16 protein-coding genes, 1 tRNA gene and 1 pseudogene are annotated in these 19,210 nt (G+C 59.3%); 14 read left to right on the forward strand and 4 right to left on the reverse strand.

The annotated features are described in order from the left end of the window. Positions 1–103: 103 nt before the first annotated feature. Positions 104–1,840 carry a gamma-glutamyltransferase gene (gene ggt, locus CR254_RS15785; RefSeq protein ID WP_097931702.1) on the reverse strand — a complete coding sequence of 579 codons (1,737 nt, stop codon included), beginning with the start codon at positions 1,838–1,840 and terminating at the stop codon, positions 104–106. 201 nt (positions 1,841–2,041) lie between these two features. Between ggt and CR254_RS15790 the strand changes: the two genes are divergently transcribed. The 10 genes from CR254_RS15790 (at position 2,042) to CR254_RS15835 (ending at position 13,754) form a co-directional block, all read left to right on the forward strand. Then, positions 2,042–3,076 (forward strand): TRAP transporter substrate-binding protein, encoded by a 1,035-nt coding sequence (locus CR254_RS15790; RefSeq protein WP_097931704.1) that lies wholly within the window; start codon positions 2,042–2,044, stop codon positions 3,074–3,076. A gap of 292 nt (positions 3,077–3,368) precedes the next feature. After that, positions 3,369–4,172 (forward strand): DUF2182 domain-containing protein, encoded by an 804-nt coding sequence (locus CR254_RS15795; protein ID WP_180956036.1) that lies wholly within the window; start codon positions 3,369–3,371, stop codon positions 4,170–4,172. Positions 4,173–4,184: 12 nt separating this feature from the next. Further along, positions 4,185–4,805 carry a DUF1326 domain-containing protein gene (locus CR254_RS15800; RefSeq protein ID WP_097931707.1) on the forward strand — a complete coding sequence of 207 codons (621 nt, stop codon included), beginning with the start codon at positions 4,185–4,187 and terminating at the stop codon, positions 4,803–4,805. Positions 4,806–4,898: 93 nt separating this feature from the next. Further along, positions 4,899–5,891, forward strand: a complete 993-nt coding sequence (acuI, locus tag CR254_RS15805; RefSeq protein ID WP_097931709.1) for an acryloyl-CoA reductase — start codon at positions 4,899–4,901, stop codon at positions 5,889–5,891. 184 nt (positions 5,892–6,075) lie between these two features. Then, on the forward strand, positions 6,076–7,716 hold the full coding sequence (locus tag CR254_RS15810; RefSeq protein ID WP_097931711.1) for a BCCT family transporter: 1,641 nt from the start codon (positions 6,076–6,078) through the stop codon (positions 7,714–7,716). Positions 7,717–7,787: 71 nt separating this feature from the next. Next, positions 7,788–9,008 carry an aminotransferase class V-fold PLP-dependent enzyme gene (locus tag CR254_RS15815; protein WP_097931713.1) on the forward strand — a complete coding sequence of 407 codons (1,221 nt, stop codon included), beginning with the start codon at positions 7,788–7,790 and terminating at the stop codon, positions 9,006–9,008. Positions 9,009–9,081: 73 nt separating this feature from the next. Beyond that, entirely contained in the window at positions 9,082–10,479 is a 1,398-nt protein-coding gene (locus tag CR254_RS15820) for a cryptochrome/photolyase family protein (RefSeq protein WP_097931715.1), read from the forward strand. Further along, positions 10,476–11,771, forward strand: a complete 1,296-nt coding sequence (locus tag CR254_RS15825) for an NAD(P)/FAD-dependent oxidoreductase (RefSeq protein ID WP_097931717.1) — start codon at positions 10,476–10,478, stop codon at positions 11,769–11,771. Before CR254_RS15820 ends, CR254_RS15825 begins: the two co-directional genes overlap by 4 nt. Continuing rightward, positions 11,768–12,502, forward strand: coding sequence for a DUF1365 domain-containing protein (locus tag CR254_RS15830; RefSeq protein ID WP_097931718.1), 735 nt, complete (start codon positions 11,768–11,770; stop codon positions 12,500–12,502). The genes CR254_RS15825 and CR254_RS15830 overlap by 4 nt, the downstream gene beginning before the upstream one ends. A 46-nt stretch (positions 12,503–12,548) precedes the next feature. Further along, entirely contained in the window at positions 12,549–13,754 is a 1,206-nt protein-coding gene (locus CR254_RS15835) for an SAM-dependent methyltransferase (RefSeq protein WP_097931720.1), read from the forward strand. Here the strand turns inward: CR254_RS15835 and CR254_RS15840 are convergent. Further along, positions 13,751–14,551, reverse strand: a complete 801-nt coding sequence (locus CR254_RS15840) for an SDR family NAD(P)-dependent oxidoreductase (RefSeq protein ID WP_219618032.1) — start codon at positions 14,549–14,551, stop codon at positions 13,751–13,753. The two genes, CR254_RS15835 and CR254_RS15840, sit on opposite strands and share 4 nt — an antisense overlap. Before the next feature lie 10 nt (positions 14,552–14,561). Beyond that, complete coding sequence (locus CR254_RS15845; protein WP_097931722.1) at positions 14,562–15,194, reverse strand: ChrR family anti-sigma-E factor; 633 nt, start codon at positions 15,192–15,194, stop codon at positions 14,562–14,564. 135 nt (positions 15,195–15,329) lie between these two features. Between CR254_RS15845 and CR254_RS15850 the strand changes: the two genes are divergently transcribed. From CR254_RS15850 to CR254_RS15865, 4 genes are all read left to right on the forward strand, one after another. Next, positions 15,330–16,466, forward strand: a complete 1,137-nt coding sequence (locus CR254_RS15850; RefSeq protein WP_097931724.1) for an NUDIX domain-containing protein — start codon at positions 15,330–15,332, stop codon at positions 16,464–16,466. Between the two features lie 81 nt (positions 16,467–16,547). Further along, on the forward strand, positions 16,548–17,588 hold the full coding sequence (locus CR254_RS15855) for a cysteine synthase A (protein WP_097931726.1): 1,041 nt from the start codon (positions 16,548–16,550) through the stop codon (positions 17,586–17,588). Between the two features lie 22 nt (positions 17,589–17,610). Continuing rightward, a complete protein-coding gene (locus CR254_RS15860) occupies positions 17,611–18,330 on the forward strand; it encodes an alanyl-tRNA editing protein (RefSeq protein ID WP_097931728.1) in 720 nt (239 codons plus the stop codon). 54 nt (positions 18,331–18,384) lie between these two features. Next, a tRNA-Ser gene (locus CR254_RS15865) sits at positions 18,385–18,474 on the forward strand. 256 nt (positions 18,475–18,730) lie between these two features. Here CR254_RS15865 and CR254_RS18160 read toward each other — a convergent pair. Then, a pseudogene (locus CR254_RS18160) lies at positions 18,731–19,210 on the reverse strand (hypothetical protein); the annotation flags it as partial.

Raw genomic sequence — 19,210 nt, forward strand, 5'->3', positions numbered from 1 at the left:
TGTGGCTGCTATCAGGCTGCTATATGGCTGGCACGAAAAGTTAACGCGGCTGGTAAGGTCTGTTTAGAAATGCGGGGCGGGCGTGGTGCCCGCCCCGTTTTGTTTAATCGCCCATCACGGCACCCTCGCGCCGTGGATCGGCGGCACCGGTCAATGTGCCATCGGGGGCGATGGTGATAACGTGTAGGCCGCTGTTCAAATTGCGCACAGTGGTTTCCTGATCGAAGCCGGCCAGAGCCTCGGCCATGTTTTCGGCCTCGGTTCCTTCCTCCAGATCAGTGGCACCGTTGCGGTTCACGATGTGGCCCGCATTGATCGCTGATTGCGGGTCCATGCCCATGTCGATCATCCGCACCAGCGACCCTGCCACGTAGTTGATGATGCGGCTGCCACCGGGTGAGCCGATGAGGACCGAGGGTTGCCCATCGGTCAACACGATTGTGGGGGCCATGGAGGAGCGGGGGCGCTTGCCCGCCTCAACGCGGTTGGCGACGGGGCCGTCTGCACCTTCGGGCCTGAAGGAGAAGTCCGTCATCTCGTTATTCAACAGAAAGCCGCCGGTCATGACGCGGCTGCCAAATCCTGTTTCGATGGTTGTGGTCATCGACACCATGTCGCCATAGCTGTCCACGATGACCATATGCGAAGTGCCTGGACGGTCGAAGTTTACATCCGGCGACCACAGGCGTGTTTCGTCCCAAGCGGGGGTTCCGGCCTGCGCCTGTCCCATAGTTGTGGTGGGGTCGATCAGGTCGGCGCGACTGGACAGATAGTCGGGATCGATCAGGCCCTCGGTCGGCATGGACACGAAATCGCTATCCGCCATGTATTTGCCGCGATCGGCGTAGGACAGACGGGCGGCCTCGATGTAATGGTGCCACGCATCGGCCTCGGACATGGTGGACAGATCGAAATTATCGAGCACGCCCAGCATTTGCCCGACGGTCAGTGCGCCGGATGATGGAGGGCCCATGCCGCAAACCTCATGCGTGCGGTACAGGACGCAAACGGGGTTCCGCTCAATCACTTCATATTCGGCCAGATCCTGCATCGTCATAATGCCCGGATTGGTGTCGGTGCGCACGGCGGCCACGATGTCGCCAGCAATCGCACCGGTATAAAACGGTGCGATCCCCTCTGCCGCGATCAGGCGCAGGGTGCGGGCAAAGGCGGGGTTGGTCAGCGTTTCGCCCGCTGCGCGCGGGGTGCCGTCCTCGTGGAAAAAGTAAGCGGCGGTTTCAGGGAACAGGTCGAGGCTGCGATCCATCGCGCCTGCGATGCTGTCGGCCATGCGCGGGCTAATGGCAAAGCCGTCCTCGGCTGTTGTGATCGCGGGCTGCATCAGGTCGGCCCATGGGGTGCGGCCATGCTGTGCGTGCAGGCGGTCCAGCAGGGCCAGCGTGCCCGGAACGCCGACGGAGCGCCCGCCGATCACGGCATCCCAGAACCCGACAGGTTCGCCATCCTGACCCAGCCAATAATCTGGCGTAGCGGCCATAGGGGCCTTTTCACGCCCGTCCAATGTTGTCAGGCGCCCCTGTGAGGCATCCCAGAACACCAGAAATGCGCCGCCGCCGATGCCCGAGCTTTGCGGTTCGACCAAGTTCAGCATCATCTGCACGGCAACGGCAGCATCGGCGGCAGACCCACCTGCCGCCAGCACGTCATATCCCGCCTGCACGGCCAGCGGGTTCGCGGCGGCAACCATGTAATTTTGCGCGGTCACGGCCTGCTGTTCGGTTAGGGCCGTCGTTTCCTCGGGCTGGATGGTGGTATCCTGTGCAAGCGCTGGCTGGACCAGCATCGCCAGCGTCAGGCCGAGGGCTGTCTGTCGGTACATGTCGTTTCCTCCGTTTTTCTACTGTGGGTTGTAATAGCACGGCTGGTTCTGCGCGTGCATGAAATTCACGCAGGGCAAATCACGTTGCAGCGAGATTTTGCTGTGAAGTTGTGGCATTACGGGGGCTTGACGTGGAGAGGGCAGCAGGGTTCTGTCCCGCCCAAAGTGGCCGATATGCTGCTAAAGTCGTGGGAGACTAAAATGAACGCTTTTCTCAAAACGATCTGCGCGGGGGCCATGCTGGCCAGTGTTGCGGTGCCCGCATTGGCGCAGGACGTTACGCTGCGGTTTCAGCACTTCGTCTCGAACGAGACGGCCATCCCCAAATATTTCATCATCCCGTGGGGTGAGCTGATCGAGGAGGAGAGCAACGGTCGTATTGATTTCGAGCTGTATCCCTCAATGCAACTGGGCGGGGCCGCGCCTGCGCTGTACCAGCAGATTGCTGATGGCGTAGTGGATGGCGGTTGGTTTTCGCCCGGCTACACCCCCGGCCGGTTCCCCGGTGTCGATGCGCTGCAATTGCCGTTCATCACCAGCATGAATGCCGAGGAGTCCAGCCGCGCCGCATTTCGGTACTATCAGGAATTTCTTGAGGAAGAATTCTCGGGTGTGAAGGTCCTGGCGTTGCATGTGCATGGTCGTGGTGTGGTTCATACGCGCGGTGTGACGGTTGAAACGCTGGAGGATATGGCGGGGCTGAAGCTGCGCGGTCCGTCGCAGCAGGCCAGTGCATTGTTGGAGGCGATGGGAGCAACGCCGATCGGCATGCCGGTTCCCGCCTTCCCCGAGGCGTTGAGCAAGGGTGTTGTTGATGGCGGCGTGATCCCGTGGGAAATCGTGCCTGCATTGCGCGTGCACGAACTGGCCGACAGCCACACGGAAATGGGTGGTGATCGGTCGATGTACAACACCGTGTTTGTGCTGGCGATGAACCTCGATTCCTACAACAACTTGCCGGATGATCTACGTGCCGTAATTGACGCCAATTCCGGACTGGTTGCATCGGCATGGGCGGGGCGTGCGGCGGATACTGGCGACATACCGGGGCGTGAGGAAACGGTCGCAACGGGAAATACGATGATCCAGCTGGACGATGCGGAAACAGCGCGCTGGGCCGCGCTGGCTGATCCGGTGATAGCGGAGTGGATCGCCAGCATGGAGGCACGCAACCTGCCCGGTGCTCAGATGGTTGCCCGTGTGCGTGAGTTGATCGCCGAGGAAGCAGGCGAGTAAGAGCGGAATTATCGGAATTTATGGCTCCGCCGGGAAACTGGCGGAGCTTTTTTTGAGGGTGCGCTCCGTTATCGTTTTGGTCATTAATATGCCGTTATCTTTGGTTAAATATTGACGTTTACCAAAATTGATTTGCATCGGTGTTAGGGTATGTTCCAGACCGTGTATCAAGACTAAAAGACTGGACAGACACATGGATGGGATGCTCGCACGGACCCGCGCGATTGCGTGGCTATTGTTTTTTGCAGGGTGCCTGGGCGCGTGGGTATTATTGTTCAATTGGAGCAATGATATGCAGGTGAATTTGTTCGGATTCCCGCAGGAAACGCCCGAAATGGCGGCCATGCCCGGTATGGCGGCCATCCCCATTGATGGCGCGATGCAGAGCGATGCGATGATGGCCGATCCGCAACCGGATGCCGCTATGGGCCGGATGATGGATGTCGATGCGATGCCCGCGATGGATGGCATGGGCAACATGATGGCGATGGACCGATTCTCGCCGCTTTTCCTGATGTGGGCGGTCATGATGGCTGCCATGATGTTGCCAACTTTTGTGCCAACTGCGCGCACATTTATGGATTTGCTGGAGGCTGAAATAGCCCGCCCGATCGGCCTGATCGGGTTGACCATGGGCTATAGTACCATCTGGCTGGGCGTTGCTGCAATCTTGGCCGTGGTGCAGTTGGGCCTGATCGCTGTGGGCCTGACGGGCGGCATGGGGCAAAGCATGTCGCCGTGGTTTTCTGCCATTCTGCTAATCGTTGCGGGCCTTTACCAGTTTACCAATGCAAAGGAGCGATGCGTCCATTATTGCCGCAGCCCGATGAGCATGTTCCTCGCCAATTTTCGTCCCGGTTTGCGGGGGGGGATTCGGTTGGGCTTTGCCACGGGTGGCTATTGTGCGGGCTGCTGTTGGGGCCTGATGGCCATTGGTTTTGCAGGCGGGATGATGAGTCTGCTCTGGATGGGTTTGGCAACGCTGTTGATGACGCTGGAAAAGCTGCCCTCGATCGGTAGGTGGTTGACCGCCCCTGTAGGGATAGGTCTGGTAGCACTGGGAGTGTGGGTCGCGGCACATGCTCTGATCGGATAAGGGAGGAATAAGATGCTGGACGGCTTGCCGGAATGGCACATCAAAGGGGAACTGATCCTCAACTGCAATTGCACCGTGTTTTGCCCCTGCGTGGTAAGCCTTGGTGCGCATAAACCGACCGAGGGCGAATGCCACGCCTGGATCGGGGTTAGTATCGATGAGGGCAGCTATAACGGTGAGGATCTGTCAGGTCTGAACATGGGGCTGCTGCTGGATATTCCGGGCCGTATGGGCGAGGGCAACTGGAAGGTTGCGGCCTATGTGGACGAACGCGCCAATGATGCGGCGCATGATGCGCTGCTGCAAATCTTCTCGGGTCAGGCGAAGGGCACGACGGGCCTGTTCACCATGCTGGTCAGTGAGATGATCGGGCATGAGCGTGCCCCCGTTGTGATCGAAAAGGAAGGCCGCAAGCGGCGTCTGATGATCGGTCGCAAGATTCAGGGTGAGATCGAGGAAGTTGTCGGCGCCGATGGTGGGCCGGTGATGATCTCGAATTCTCAATACTGGATGGGGCCTGATATTGCAGTGGCGCAGGGCACCAAAAGCCGCGTTCGCGATTACGGGCGGGTCTGGGATTTTGGCGGAAAGTCCGCAGAAATCGTCAAGGTGAATTGGTCCGGCCCTAACTAGGCAGCCGAATTTATCAAAGGATATGGCTGGCATCTCGGGATGTGGTGAATACCTGTCCAGATGCTGAAAGCCGTACAGTTTAGGGAGAGTAAGATGAGCTTCAACGCATTGGTTGTCCGCAAGGATGATGAAGGTAAGACCTCCGCACAGATTGAGCAGGTCACGTTGGACGATCTGCCCGAGGGCGAGGTTGTCGTCGCGGTCGAGTATTCGACGGTTAATTACAAGGACGGTCTGTGCATCGGGCCGGGCGGCGGCTTGGTCCGCAACTATCCGCATGTGCCGGGGATCGATATTGCTGGTACGGTCGAAAGTTCGGAGGATGCGCGGTACAAGCCGGGCGACAAGGTTGTCGTAACCGGCTGGCGTGTCGGTGAAAACCGCTGGGGCGGCTATGCGCAAAAGGCGCGGGTAAAGGCCGATTATCTGGTGCCGCTGCCTGATGGGCTGAGCACGCATGATGCGATGGCCGTCGGCACCGCAGGCTTTACCGCGATGCTGGCCGTTATGGCGCTGGAGGATCACGGTCTGGTTCCGGGCAACGGCCCTGTTCTGGTCACGGGCGCTGCTGGCGGCGTTGGTTCTGTTGCAACGGCGATTTTGGCGGCGCGGGGCTATGAGGTTGCCGGTGTGACCGGACGGCCTGAAAGCGCGGACTACATGCGCGGCTTGGGTGCAACCCAGATCGTCGCGCGTGAGGATATCAACGAGACGGTCAAGCGCCCGTTGGAGGCTGAAAGCTGGGCCGGTTGTGTCGACGCGGTTGGCGGCGCGATGCTGGCGCGTGTTCTGGGTCAGATGCAGTACGGGGCCTCGGTCGCGGCTGTTGGATTAGCCGGTGGGGCAGGTTTGCCTGCTACAGTTATCCCATTCCTGCTGCGCGGTGTGAACCTGCTGGGCATCGACAGTGTGATGCAGCCCTATGATAATCGCCTGCGTGCGTGGCAGCGTGTTGCCTCGGATCTGCCAATGGACAAGCTGGCAACCATGATCCGGCCTGCAACTCTAAGCGATCTGCCGCAACTGGGGGCTGATATCCTGAAGGGGCAGGTTCAGGGCCGTGTCGTGGTCGATGTGAACGGCTAAATCGGCAAAAATTCGCCTACTATGGGTTGTACCCCCTGTCAGAATGTCGCATTCGCGCCATGTTGTCTTTTTCCAGACATCCATACGATCCGGTCTGTGATCGGATCGTCCTGACAGTGCGAAACTGTTTCACAATGCGGCCAGCGTAGTTCGGGTCGCAGAACCTGACAGGGGAACAAGCCATATGACGGATAATAATTCGCAGGGCATACCATCGCCGGAGGGCGATTCAGAAATTATCGATACAGAATACGAAATTGGACAGGATAATATCCAAACCTCGGTTGGCCCGTTTGGTGTGGATATTCACAATCCTGTTTTCCTGATCGCGGGTATCGCGATTGTTGCATTCGTATTCTATACAATCGCATTGCCGGATCAGGCTGCGTCTGTGTTCAGCGCGATGTTCGGCTTTACAACCACGACCTTCGATTGGTTCTTTATCGGCGCGGCGGATATTGTTGTTCTGTTCACGCTGATGCTGATTGTCACGCCGTTTGGATCGGTGCGCTTGGGCGGGGCGGATGCATCGCCGGATTACACCTATATGGGCTGGTTCGCGATGCTGTTCGCAGCAGGCATGGGCATCGGGTTGATGTTCTATGGCGTGTCCGAGCCGCTGACCCACTTCTCCACCGCGTTTGGCGGGACCAGCGTCGTGGACGGTGTGCGCACGGACTGGGCGCCACTGGGTGCCGCAGTTGGGGATCAGGAGGGCGCGCTGCGTCTGGGCATGGCCGCGACGATCTATCACTGGGGTCTGCACCCGTGGGCGATCTATGCGACTGTTGCGCTGGCACTGGCCTTGTTCAGCTATAACAAGGGTTTGCCGCTGACGATCCGGTCTGCATTCTACCCGATTCTGGGCGAGCGTGTTTGGGGATGGCCTGGGCACCTGATCGATATCATCGCGGTTTTTGCGACACTATTTGGTCTGGCGACATCGCTGGGACTGGGTGCGACGCAGGCAAATGCGGGCCTGAATGAGCTGTTTGGCGTGCCTGTTGGGCGCACGACCGAGGTTATTCTGGTCACGGTCATCACCTCCATTGCGCTGGTTTCGGTCATACGGGGTCTGGATGGCGGGGTGAAAATCCTGTCCGAGATCAATATGGGCCTTGCCGGTTTGCTGGCGCTGTTCGTGCTGATTACCGGTCCGACCGTGTTCCTGCTGTCGTTCTTCTGGGACAGCCTGCTGGCTTATTTCGAGTATCTGCCCGCGCTGGCCATGCCATTTGGTCGTGAGGACGTGAACTTTAGCCAAGGTTGGACAGCGTTCTATTGGGCGTGGTGGATCAGCTGGTCGCCATTCGTGGGCATGTTTATCGCGCGCGTCAGCCGTGGTCGCACGGTGCGGGAATTCATCGTTTGCGTTCTACTGATCCCATCGCTGGTTTGCGTTTTGTGGATGTCGATCTTTGGCGGCACTGCCGTGCATCAGGTCATCAATGACGGCTATACCGGCGCGCAGGATGCGGCGCTGCCATTGCAGTTGTTCAAGATGCTGGACGTGATGCCGCTGGCCTCGATCACCTCGTTTATCGGGATTGTGCTGGTGATCGTGTTCTTCGTCACGTCCTCGGATTCGGGGTCGCTGGTGATTGATACGATTACGGCAGGGGGCAAGGTTGATGCGCCACTGCCGCAGCGCGTGTTCTGGTGCGTGTTCGAGGGTGCCGTTGCGATTGCGCTGTTGATTGGTGGTGGCCTTGCGGCGCTGCAATCCATGGTGATCTCGACCGGCTTGCTGTTCACGGTGGTTCTGCTGGCGCTGTGCTGGTGCATCTTTAAGGGCCTGCAAAGCGAACGCGCTGAGTTGAAGTAAGCGTAGGTTCTGCGCAAGGATACGGGGCGCCGGTTTCGATCGGCGCCCTTTTTGTTTTTGTGGAGGATCGAATGGCCGAACTGGATGTGGATTTCGTGCGGGCGCAATTTCCGGCATTTTCTGACCCGTCACTGGCGGGCTTGGCGAATTTCGAGAATGCAGGCGGCAGCTATGTTTGCACCCCCGTGATCGACCGGCTGACGCGGTTTTACACTTCACGCAAGATGCAGCCTTACGGCGCAGCGGCCCCAACTGCCGCCGGTGGTGCGGAGATGGACGAGGCTGGCGCACGCTTGGCCGCCATGTTGAATGTGGGTGAGGATGAGCTGAGCTTTGGCCCCTCGACGACGCAAAACACCTATGTTCTGGCGAATGCGTTCCGCCAGATGATGCAGGCCGGTGATGCGGTGATCGTCACCAATCAGGATCACGAGGCGAATTCCGGCCCTTGGCGACGCTTGGCCGATGAGGGGTTCGAGGTGCGCGAATGGCGCATGAACGCAGCGGGGCATCTGGACATTGCGGATTTGCAGGCGCTGCTGGACGATAAGGTGCGGCTGGTTTGCTTTCCCCATTGTTCGAACATCGTGGCGGAGATTAACGACGCGCAGGCCATCGTTGCGGCTGTTCATGCGGCCGGTGCAGTCGCTTGTGTGGACGGGGTCAGTTATGCGCCCCATGGACTGCCGGATGTCGGGGCGCTGGGGGCAGATATCTATCTGTTTTCGGCCTATAAAACCTATGGTCCGCATCAGGGTATCATGTGCGTAAAGCGTGAATTGCGCGATGCGCTGCCCAATCAGGGGCATTGGTTCAACGCGGATTATCCCGGAAAGCGGTTAACCCCGGCAGGGCCGGATCATGCGCAAATTGCAGCCTGTGCCGGTGTTGCCGACTACATCGATATTTTGCATGGCCATCATTCTAACGACGATCCCGGCCCTGTGGCGCGGGCCAAGCGTGTGCATGATTTGATGCGTGGGCGTGAAATTGCGCTGACCGCGCCGGTTCTGGACTGCGTGGCGGAGTTGGACGTGCAATTGTTGGGGCCAAGTGATGCGGCATCCCGCGCGCCGACAATTGCGCTGCATCATGCGCGTGCAGGGGCGGATCTGGCCGTGGAGCTAGCAGGGCAGGGGATCATTTGCGGCGGCGGTGATTTCTACGCGATCCGCTTGTTGCAGGGTATCGGCATTGATCCTGCGCATGGGGTGCTGCGCGTCAGCTTTACCCATTACACCAGCGAGGGTGAGATCGCCGATCTGTGCACCGCATTGCGACGGGTTTTGTGAAAACCTTTGCTGAACACTGATCCGCAGCGAGGGCTGTGCCGTATTACGTTTAAGATTGAATGCGGAGAGAGCCTTGCCCGAAAATGATGCTGAAACCACTGCGATCCTATGGCTGCGACGCGATTTGCGGTTATCGGACCATCCGGCGCTGTGCGCTGCGGCAGGTGCGGGCGCGGTTGTGCCGGTGTTTATCCGTGATGCACTGGTCGATGCGATGGGGGCGGCAGCGAAATGGCGGTTGGGTTTGTCCTTGGCCGCGATGGATGCGGAATTGCGGCGGCACGGATCGCGGTTGATTCTGCGATCTGGTCCGCCTGCCTTGGTGCTTGAGGTGCTGGCTGGTCAGCTTGGCGCGACGCAGGTTCACTGGTCACGGCTATATGATGCGACGTCCAAGGAGCGGGACATTCGCGTTAAGCAAAGCCTGCGCGATGCGGGTCTGAACGTGGTCAGTCACGAGGGCCATGTGTTGAATGAGCCGTGGACCGTGGAAACCGGCAGCGGTGGATTTTACAAGGTTTACACCCCCTATTGGAACAACGTGAAGGGGCGCGAGGTGCCGCAACCTCTTGATGTGCCTGAGCTACGTGCGCCTGACGCATGGCCGGAGAGTGAGGATCTGGACTCGTGGCAACTGGGCGCTGACATGCGGCGTGGGGCCGATATTGTGGCGGACCATGTTGCGGCGGGTGAGGTGGCGGCGCGTGATCGCCTGGACCATTTCGTGGGGCAGGGCGTCGCGGATTATAGCGATCTGCGCAACCGGCCGGATCGGGATGGAACGTCGCGGTTGAGTGCGCATTTCGCCTTGGGCGAGATTGGTATTCGCACCGCGTGGCATGCGACCGGCGCGTCCGAAACCTATCGCAAGGAGCTGGTCTGGCGTGATTTCGCGTGGCACCTGATCCATCACACCCCGCAGATCGAGGATGAAAGCTGGCGTCCCGAATGGCGCGGCTTTCCATGGCGCGACGATAACCCCGATGCGGAACGTTGGCGGCGAGGTATGACCGGTGAGCCCATCGTGGATGCTGGAATGCGCGAGCTATACGTCACCGGCCTGATGCATAACCGCGTGCGGATGATCGTTGCGTCCTATCTGACCAAGCATCTGATGACGCATTGGCGGGTCGGGCTGGATTGGTTTGCACAATGTTTGATTGACCACGATCCGGCCTCGAATGCGATGGGGTGGCAATGGGCGGCGGGATGCGGACCGGATGCCTCGCCGTATTTCCGTGTTTTCAATCCCGAAACTCAGGCCGAAAAGTTCGATCCCGATGGCGCATATCGTCATCGCTGGCTGAATCCTGAAACATCTGTGGATGCTGCTGCGTATTTCAAAGCAATCCCGAAATCGTGGGGGATGTCCCCGGATGATCCATATCCGAACCGGATGATCCCGCTGCGCGACGGGCGGCAGCGGGCATTGGACGCCTATCAGGAATTCAAGCAGGGGGCGGACAATTGAAAATCGCAGTTATCGGATCGGGCATTGCAGGCATGGGCACCGCCCTCGCGTTAAGCGAGGTCCATGAGGTTACTCTGATCGAGGCGGCTGACCGCTTTGGTGGGCATGCGAACACGGTGGAGGTTGCCGGAACCCCCGTTGATACGGGCTTTATCGTTTATAATAACGACAATTACCCCCATCTGACCGGATTGTTCGAGCATCTGAACGTACCGACCAAGGCATCGGATATGTCCTTTGGCATGTCGCTGCAAAATGGGCGCACTGAATATGCGTGCGATAATATCTGGAAGATTTTCGCCCAGCCCTCGAACCTGCTGCGCCCTGAATTTGTGAAGGGTGTGCGTGAGATTTTACGTTTTCACCGAGAAGCTCCGATTGATCTGGATGCGGGGCGGCTGCGCGGCGTGACGCTGGGCACGTATCTGTCGAATAGCGGTTATGGTGACTGGCTGCGCGATTGCTTTCTGCTGCCCATGGGCGGTGCGATCTGGTCCACCCCCACGGTCGATATGTTCGATTTTCCGGCCGAGAATTTCGTGAATTTTTTCCGCAACCATGAATTGCTCAACGGGAATGGTGCAGGCAAGCGGTGGCGTACTGTTGACGGGGGCAGTCGGGAATATGTGCGGCGGTTGATTGGCGCATTGCCCATGGCCGTGAAATCCACGCGCGTGGTTGCGGTGTCACGACAGGGTGGACGGCCGCAGGTTACCTTTGACGATGGGTCGCCTGTTGCCTTCGATCAGGTGGTTCTGGCTACGCACGCCCCGCAGGCAGCGGCATTGTTGACGGATATGGATGCGCAGGAGCGCAGCGTTCTGGGGGCCTTTAAAACGGCACCGAACCGTGCGGTGCTGCATTCCGACCCTGTGCTGATGCCCAAGCGTAAGCGGGTTTGGTCCAGCTGGAATTTCCTGAGCGATGGCGGCAGTGATTTGCGCCCTGCGCCAGTGACCTATTGGATGAACCGGTTGCAGGGAATTGATGCGAGCCAGCCGCTATTCGTCAGTTTGAACCCTGATGAGGGTGTCGCGTTGCGCGATGTTCACGCTGAATTCAACTACCAGCATCCGTTGTTCACGCAGGACTCCTTTGACGCGCAACAGCAGATGGACGGCATTCAGGGGCGGGGCGGCATTTGGTATGCGGGCGCGTGGCTGGGCTATGGTTTCCACGAGGACGGCCTGCGATCAGGTTTGCGTGTTGCGGCGGCGCTGGATGCACAGCCGGTTTGGCGTGGCGAAGATATCGTTCCAATTCGGTCCCAACTGGCGCAAGCTGCGGAATGAAGCCACCTATCCGTCTATATATCGGCCATGTGATGCATATGCGGCTGGCGCCCAAGCGGCACCGGTTTCGCTATCGCGTGTTCTCATGCCTGTTCGATCTGGACCGGATGGATGATGCCATGGCGGATAGCCGCATCTGGGGGCGGGTTCTGCGGTTCGATGCGCGTGATCATGGTGCGCGTGACGGCAGTGCGCTGCGCCCGTGGGTTGAGGGGATGCTGGCTGAACACGGCCTTGATGCCCCTGCGCGGGTCGAGTTGTTATGTTTTCCGCGGCTATGGGGTTTTGCGTTTAATCCGCTATCGGTCTATTTTTGTCGTGATGCGGCAGACCAAGTTTATGCCACGCTATACGAGGTGAAAAACACCTATGGCGGGCAGCAGGTTTATGTTCTGCCAGCCACGCAGAGCGGTGGAGCAATCCGGCAGCAGCAGGCAAAAACCTTTTGGGTGTCGCCGTTCATTCCGATGCAGCAGACCTATCGCTTTGATGTGCGGCCTCCGGATGAACAGCTATCGCTCCGTATTCGTCAGCACGGGGATGAGGGCGAGGTTTTGATCGCTACCCATACCGGGCGCGGGCAGGTGGCGACGGATCGTGCACTGGCCTGGGCAGTGCTGACGCATCCGCTGATGACGTTCAAGGTTGTGGCCGCCATCCACTGGCAGGCGCTGCGACTGGCGCTGAAGGGCGTGCGGTTTTTGGGCACTACGGACCCCGCCGCGCGCTGATGCGATCGACAATAATCACTTACGACAGAATACTCAGGGGGTATCTATGACCTATTTGACCACAACATCTGGCCAGTCCGATTTGCCCCGCTGGTTTGCGCAGGGCTATGCTATTTTGTCGAATATTCAGGCGGGTACGGTTGATATGGTGCTGCCGGACGGTCGCGTGTTTCGGGCGCAGGGGGATGAGGCAGGTCCCTATGGCCGGATCGATGTGCGTGATCCGGCGATGTTTGCGCGTGTGGTGCGCGACGGTGAGATCGGTTTTTCCGAGGCATTCATGGACGGCCATTGGGATACGCCGGATTTGCAGGCGCTGATGGACGTATTGTTGCTGAACAACGACGTGATTGGCCGCAATGCACCGGGTGTTGCGCTGGTCCGGATGTGGGAGCGTATGAACCACTGGCTGCGGCGGAACTCCAAGGATCAGGCGCGGCGCAATATCAGTTATCATTACGATCTGGGCAACGAGTTCTACGGCCTGTGGCTGGACGATACGATGAGCTATTCCTCGGCCCTGTTCACGGATAACCAGATGAGCCTTGAGAACGCGCAAATCGCCAAATATGCCTCGATGTGTGATGAGCTGGGGGTGCAATCGGGCGATCACGTGCTGGAGATCGGCTGCGGATGGGGTGGCTTTGCCGAATATGCGGCCAAGGAGCGCGGGGCGCGTGTCACCGGCCTGACCATCAGCCAGCAGCAGCATGATTACGCGGTGGATCGGATCGCCCGTGCGGGGTTGAGCGATCAGGTGGAAATCGTGATGCGCGACTACCGTGATGAGACCGGAATATATGATTGCATCGCCTCGATCGAGATGTTCGAGGCGGTGGGTGAACAATACTGGCCCACCTATTTTGATGCCGTCCGTGAACGTCTGAAGCCGGGTGGGCGCGGGACGTTCCAGATCATCACCATCGCGGATCGGTTGTTTCCTGAATACCGCAAAAGTGTTGATTTCATTCAGAAGTATATCTTTCCCGGTGGGATGTTGCCCTCTGCCACGGCACTGCGCGAGCAGATCACGCGTGCGGGTTTGACCGAGGTTGGCAATATCGAGATCGGGCAGAGTTATTCGGAAACTCTGCGTCGCTGGCATGAGACGTTTAATGCCAAATGGGATGATGTGGCTGCGATGGGATTTGATGATCGGTTCCGGCGGATGTGGAACTTCTATCTGACCAGTTGCGCCGCGACATTCCGCTATGAAACCACGGACGTTGTGCAGATGACCGTGCGCCGCTAGTCGTCGCGTTTATCCGTGCCGTTCCATCCTGTGACGGCGCGGATTACCGCGATATAGGCACGGTTGGGCAACAGGCCGATGGTGCGCAGGATCAGGGAAAATCGCTTGGGGAATGTAATCTCAAACCCTGATTTGCCGAGGCCCGCAACGATGCGCTGCGCGGCCTGATCCGGTGTCATCAGGAATGGCATATCGAACGCATTTGTGCTGGTCGCCTGTGTTTCCACAAAGCCCGGATTGATGACCGAGATACGCACGCCCAGATCGGCGAGGTCCATGGCCAGTGCCTCGCAATAGGCGATCAGCGCGGCCTTGGTCCCTGAATAGACGGCGGCATCAGGCAGGCCCCGATACCCCGCCACGGAGGCTGTGACGGCCAGATGGCCGGTGCCCTGCGCGATCATCGCCTTTAGCACCGGATCGGTGCAGTTCGACACGCCCTCCAGATTGGTGCGCCACATGCGGGATGCGGTGGCGGCGTCGAAATCATTGGCGCGCATTGGCGTGTAGATGCCCGCGTTCAGCAGCGCCAGCGCGAGAGGGTGCTGCGCGGTGATTTCCGCCACAATCGCCGCCATGCGATCCGCATCTGTCACGTCGCCAGCGGCGGCGATGATGCGGCCTGCTGGCCCCTCGGCGATCAATTGATCCAGATCGGCGCTGCCGCGTGCGGTTGCGTAAACGGTCCAGTCCGCATTGGCGAGGCGCAGTACGGTTGCCCGCCCTATACCGCCAGACGCGCCAGTGACCCATGCGACGCCATCATCCGGCGTCATGATTTTGGAAAACACGCTCATGCGCGGGGGATCATGTGAACAGGTTCAGGGCGCGGGAAAACGGGCCGGTAAAGTGGACCTTGCCCGTCATCACAACCAGACAATAGCACATTTCGGTGCCTGTGATGCGGGGGCGGTGGTCATGATGGTCGTCCGCCTCTGACACATCGCCACGGCGCAGCACGGTGTCGCCATCTGTCATCTCACCCGCCAGTATCAGGGTGATTTCCTCACCATGATGCGTGTGTTGCAGCATTCCGGCACCGGGGCGGGCGCGCAGGAGGGAGACTTCCTCACCCTCGGAAAAACCCTCAAGCACATATTCGTGCAGGCCGGGCAGGCGGAATTGCCAGTCCAGTTCCTCAAGCGGTTTACCCAGCACCTGCACCAGTGGCTCGGGCACGGTGCCGACATTCGGGCGCGGCGCGGGCGACGCATCGGGCATGTCCAGCGCGGCCAGCGTGCGGCTGAGCGCATCATCGGCCATAGGGGCGGGGGCGGTTTGTTGCAGCATCTGCCCGCCTACATCCTCCATCACATGCAGACGGTTTGCGGTCTGCGGTGCGATTGCCAAATGCGTGCGCACCAACAGCCCGATGCCCGGCGTTTCAGTGCCGGAGGCATAGGACGCGAGCATCGCATCAGAGGGCAGGTGGCTGGTCATGTGGTCATTGGTCCATTTCGTTTCGCGCTTTTACCAACATTTACGTGGGTCGCGGTAGTCCGGATCATAGCGCAATAACATTTCGACAAAGTTTTTCGCGTGGGCTATCGCAGGGCCAACCAATGAAGTGAGGGTATGATGGCTCGGGATTTGTTCTTTTACGGCACGCTGCGCGACGCTGAAACGCTGTCTATCGTTATGGGGCCCTATTCGGATGTTGTGGATAGTGTTGATGCAACGCTGGCCGATCACGCCGTTCTGGCCGTGGTGGGTGAGGACTATCCGGTGATCGTTGCGCAGGCGGGGGACACGGCCCACGGAATGCTGGTGTCGAACCTGCCGCAGGGTGCTGTGGACCGGTTGAGCTATTTCGAGGATGAGTTTGATTACGCCTTGGAAATTCGCACCGTCAACACCCCCGACGGCCCGCGTGATGCGGAGGTGTTTTTCGTGCGCGGGGATCGGTTTAAAACCGGTGACGCATGGGATTTCGAGGCATGGTCGCGGGATAATCAGGTGGCCTTTAGCGAATGCGCGCGTGAACTGATGTCGCTGTTCGGTCAGGTGCCGGATGAGGATGTGGACCGCATCTGGCCGGGTATCCGCTTCCGCGCCTATGCCCGTGCCCGCGCGCGATTGGAGGAGCCTGTCGTCGTGCATCGCAGCGGGTTGTGCCGTGCCGATGTCGAGGTGGAGCAGATCTCGCGCCCCTATGTCGATTATTTCGCTGTTGAGGATTTGCGGCTGAGCCACCGTACCTTTGGTGGGGAAATGCAGGGACCGATGGATCGCGCCGTGTTTGTTAGCGGTGATGCCGTTGCCGTGCTGCCATGGGACCCGAAAACCGACAGCGTTTTGTTGGTTGAGCAGATGCGTGTGGCCCCATTGGCCCGCGGGGCGGAGGTGCCGTGGTTGCTGGAGCCGATTGCGGGCCGCATCGACAGTGTGGAAACAGCCGAGCAGACCGCTCGTCGTGAGGCGCAGGAGGAGGCGGGGCTGACGCTGGGCCGTTTGGACACGCTGCCTCCATTTTATTCCAGCCCCGGTTGCCTGACAGAACAGATGAGCTGTTATATCGGTGAAGTGGACCTGTCACAGGCGGGGGGCGTTCACGGGTTGGCCGCTGAGAATGAGGACATCCGCTCGATCATCCTGACGGTTGCGGAATTGCGCGATGCGCTTTCCTCGGGTGAAATTGAGAATGGCCCCTTGATCATTCTGGCGCAGCACTTGCTGATCCACCACGACCGGTTGCGGGCCGATTGGGGTTGATAGCAGCAAAATCGGTTGCCGTCCTTGATGGTAGGGCGGCGAAGTTCTAAGTTCTGGCGACATTGAACGGGGAGCCTCAAGATGCGTAACGTGTACCAAAACCTACCGGACAGCATCGGTAACACGCCGCTGATCCGCCTGCGTCAGGCCAGTGAGGCAACTGGCTGTGAGATTTGGGGTAAGGCAGAGTTCCTGAACCCCGGTCAGTCGGTCAAGGATCGGCCCGCCCTGTTCATGATCCGCGACGCCGTTGCGCGCGGCGATCTGCGCCCCGGTGGCACGATTGTTGAGGGGACCGCCGGCAATACCGGTATCGGCCTCAGCCTCGTCGGTGCCGCGATGGGGTTCCGGTCGGTTATTGTGATTCCTGAGACGCAAAGTCAGGAAAAAAAGGACATGCTGCGCCTTGCCGGTGCGGAATTGGTTGAGGTGCCTGCGGTGCCCTATCGCAACCCCAACAACTATGTGCGCTATTCGCAGCGGCTTGCCGCCGCCTTGGCCAAGACGGAGCCGAATGGCGCTATCTGGGCGAACCAGTTTGACAACGTCGCAAACCGCCAGTCGCATCTGGAAACCACCGGACCCGAGATTTGGGAGCAAACCGGCGGTAAGGTTGACGGATTTATCTGTTCCGTTGGATCGGGTGGCACGCTGGCCGGAACCGGTATGGCATTACAGCCAAAGGACGTGAAAATCGGCATTGCGGACCCTGATGGATCGGCGCTGTACCAGTATTACGCAAATGGCGCGCTGGGCTCGTCCGGCTCCTCCATCACTGAGGGGATCGGGCAGGGGCGTGTGACCGCAAACCTTGAGGGGTTCACCCCCGACATGGCCTTTAACATTCCAGACAGTGAGGCAGTGCCCGTCGCGTTCGATTTGTTGGAGCATGAGGGGCTGTGCCTTGGCGGGTCGTCGGGTGTGAACATTGCCGGTGCGATGCGGATGGCGCGTGAAATGGGCCCCGGTAAAACCATCGTGACGATCCTGTGCGATTACGGCACGCGCTATCAGTCCAAGCTGTACAACCCTGAATTCCTGCGGACCAAAAACCTGCCCGTGCCACATTGGCTGGTTGAGGGCCGCGACGATATTCCGGCGGTTTACGAGGACGCTGAGTAAACGCACCTAGGGGAGCAAAACCATGACCGAGCCACTTTTCCGCGCAGATGCCTATCTGCGCGAGGCCTCCGCGCGCGTTCTGACATCCTCGGCTGAGGGAATCGTGTTGGATCGTTCGATTTACTATCCCACTGGCGGCGGGCAGCCCGGTGATGGCGGCGTGCTGGAGTGGGACGGTGGCGTGACCCCGATCACGACGGCTGTAAAGGGTGATGGCGACGCTATCGTGCTGATCCCTGCTGAGGGCGCCGCCCTGCCGCCCGTAGGCGCCGAGCTGCGTCAGGTGCTGGACTGGCAGCGGCGCTATGGCCACATGCGCGTCCACACCGCGCTGCACCTGCTGTCGGTCGTTATCCCGCTGCCGGTGAGTGGCGGTAGTATCAGCGCGCAAAAGGGGCGATTGGATTTCGACATGCCCGAGGCCCCTGAGGATAAGCAAGCGGTTGAGGATGCACTGAACGCCCTGATCGCAGCGGATCACGAGGTGACCGAGAGCTGGATCACCGATGCGGAACTGGATGCAAACCCCGAGCTGGTCAAAACCATGTCGGTTCAGCCCCCACGTGGGTCGGGTCATATCAGGCTGGTTCGCATCGGGTCGGGCGCGGATCAGATCGACCTGCAACCCTGCGGTGGCACCCATGTTCGGCGCACCGCAGAGGTCGGTCCGGTGCGTCTGGGAAAGGTCGAAAAGAAGGGCCGTCAGAACCGTCGTGTCACTTTACATCTTTTAGATAGCTAAACGGTGCGGTTGGCCCTTGCGCTCCGCGATGGCATCAGTATAACCCGCCCCAACGGACAGGTGGCCGAGTGGTCGAAGGCGCACGCCTGGAAAGTGTGTAGGCGGGAGACCGTCTCCAGGGTTCGAATCCCTGTCTGTCCGCCAATAAGCTCGCGATCCGCGTGGTAGTAATGTAATTATATTCAATAACTTGCGGATGTATATCCGGAGTTACAGTTTATATTAATGTTGGTTTTGCTACACATTGCGCTACACAATCTGTAGCTCAATGCGTTTGTGGTGCGTGAGGGTTTATCGCGGGATCTCCCGTTGCGCTGAGATCACGACGTGTCTTCGCCTTTGACGTAGGGCAGGGCCCCAAAGTGGGGCGCCCTCGGCGTGATTAGGCGACGTTCGATACCTAGGCGGAGGGATCCCAACCCGCCTCCACCGCATCCAGGAGCGCCGAGATATACGTGCGCCCATGGCGGTGGTAGATCTCGGACGTCGTCCGGATATCTGACCGGAAAGGTTCCGGTGGCACAATCAGATCGGGGCGGTGAGCTTTGATGTGAGAATGTAGAGCCTTCTCGACGCAAATCGCCCGATGTTCCGTCTCCAACCCGACGGATCGCAGAACGGAACCCTTCGTTAGCTCTGGGTCAATTTGCACCTGACGCATCCGGAATTCCGGATTCGAACTGAAGCCGAGTTTGATTACGGACAGGTCGGGAAGCGTAAAATCGAGCAAGTAGATTTTGCTTGGCTTCGACGTCCAGCTTTGCCCGCAACCTGCGCAATCGACATCGCCGTGACGCATGTTCGCGACAGAGACATCCTGGCGATGACCGCAAGTGTGCTCATAGCGACGATAGCTGACATTTTTCCGGACAGAGGGTCC

The organism is Pontivivens marinum (assembly GCF_900231835.1).
Lineage (GTDB): Bacteria > Pseudomonadota > Alphaproteobacteria > Rhodobacterales > Rhodobacteraceae > Pontivivens > Pontivivens marinum.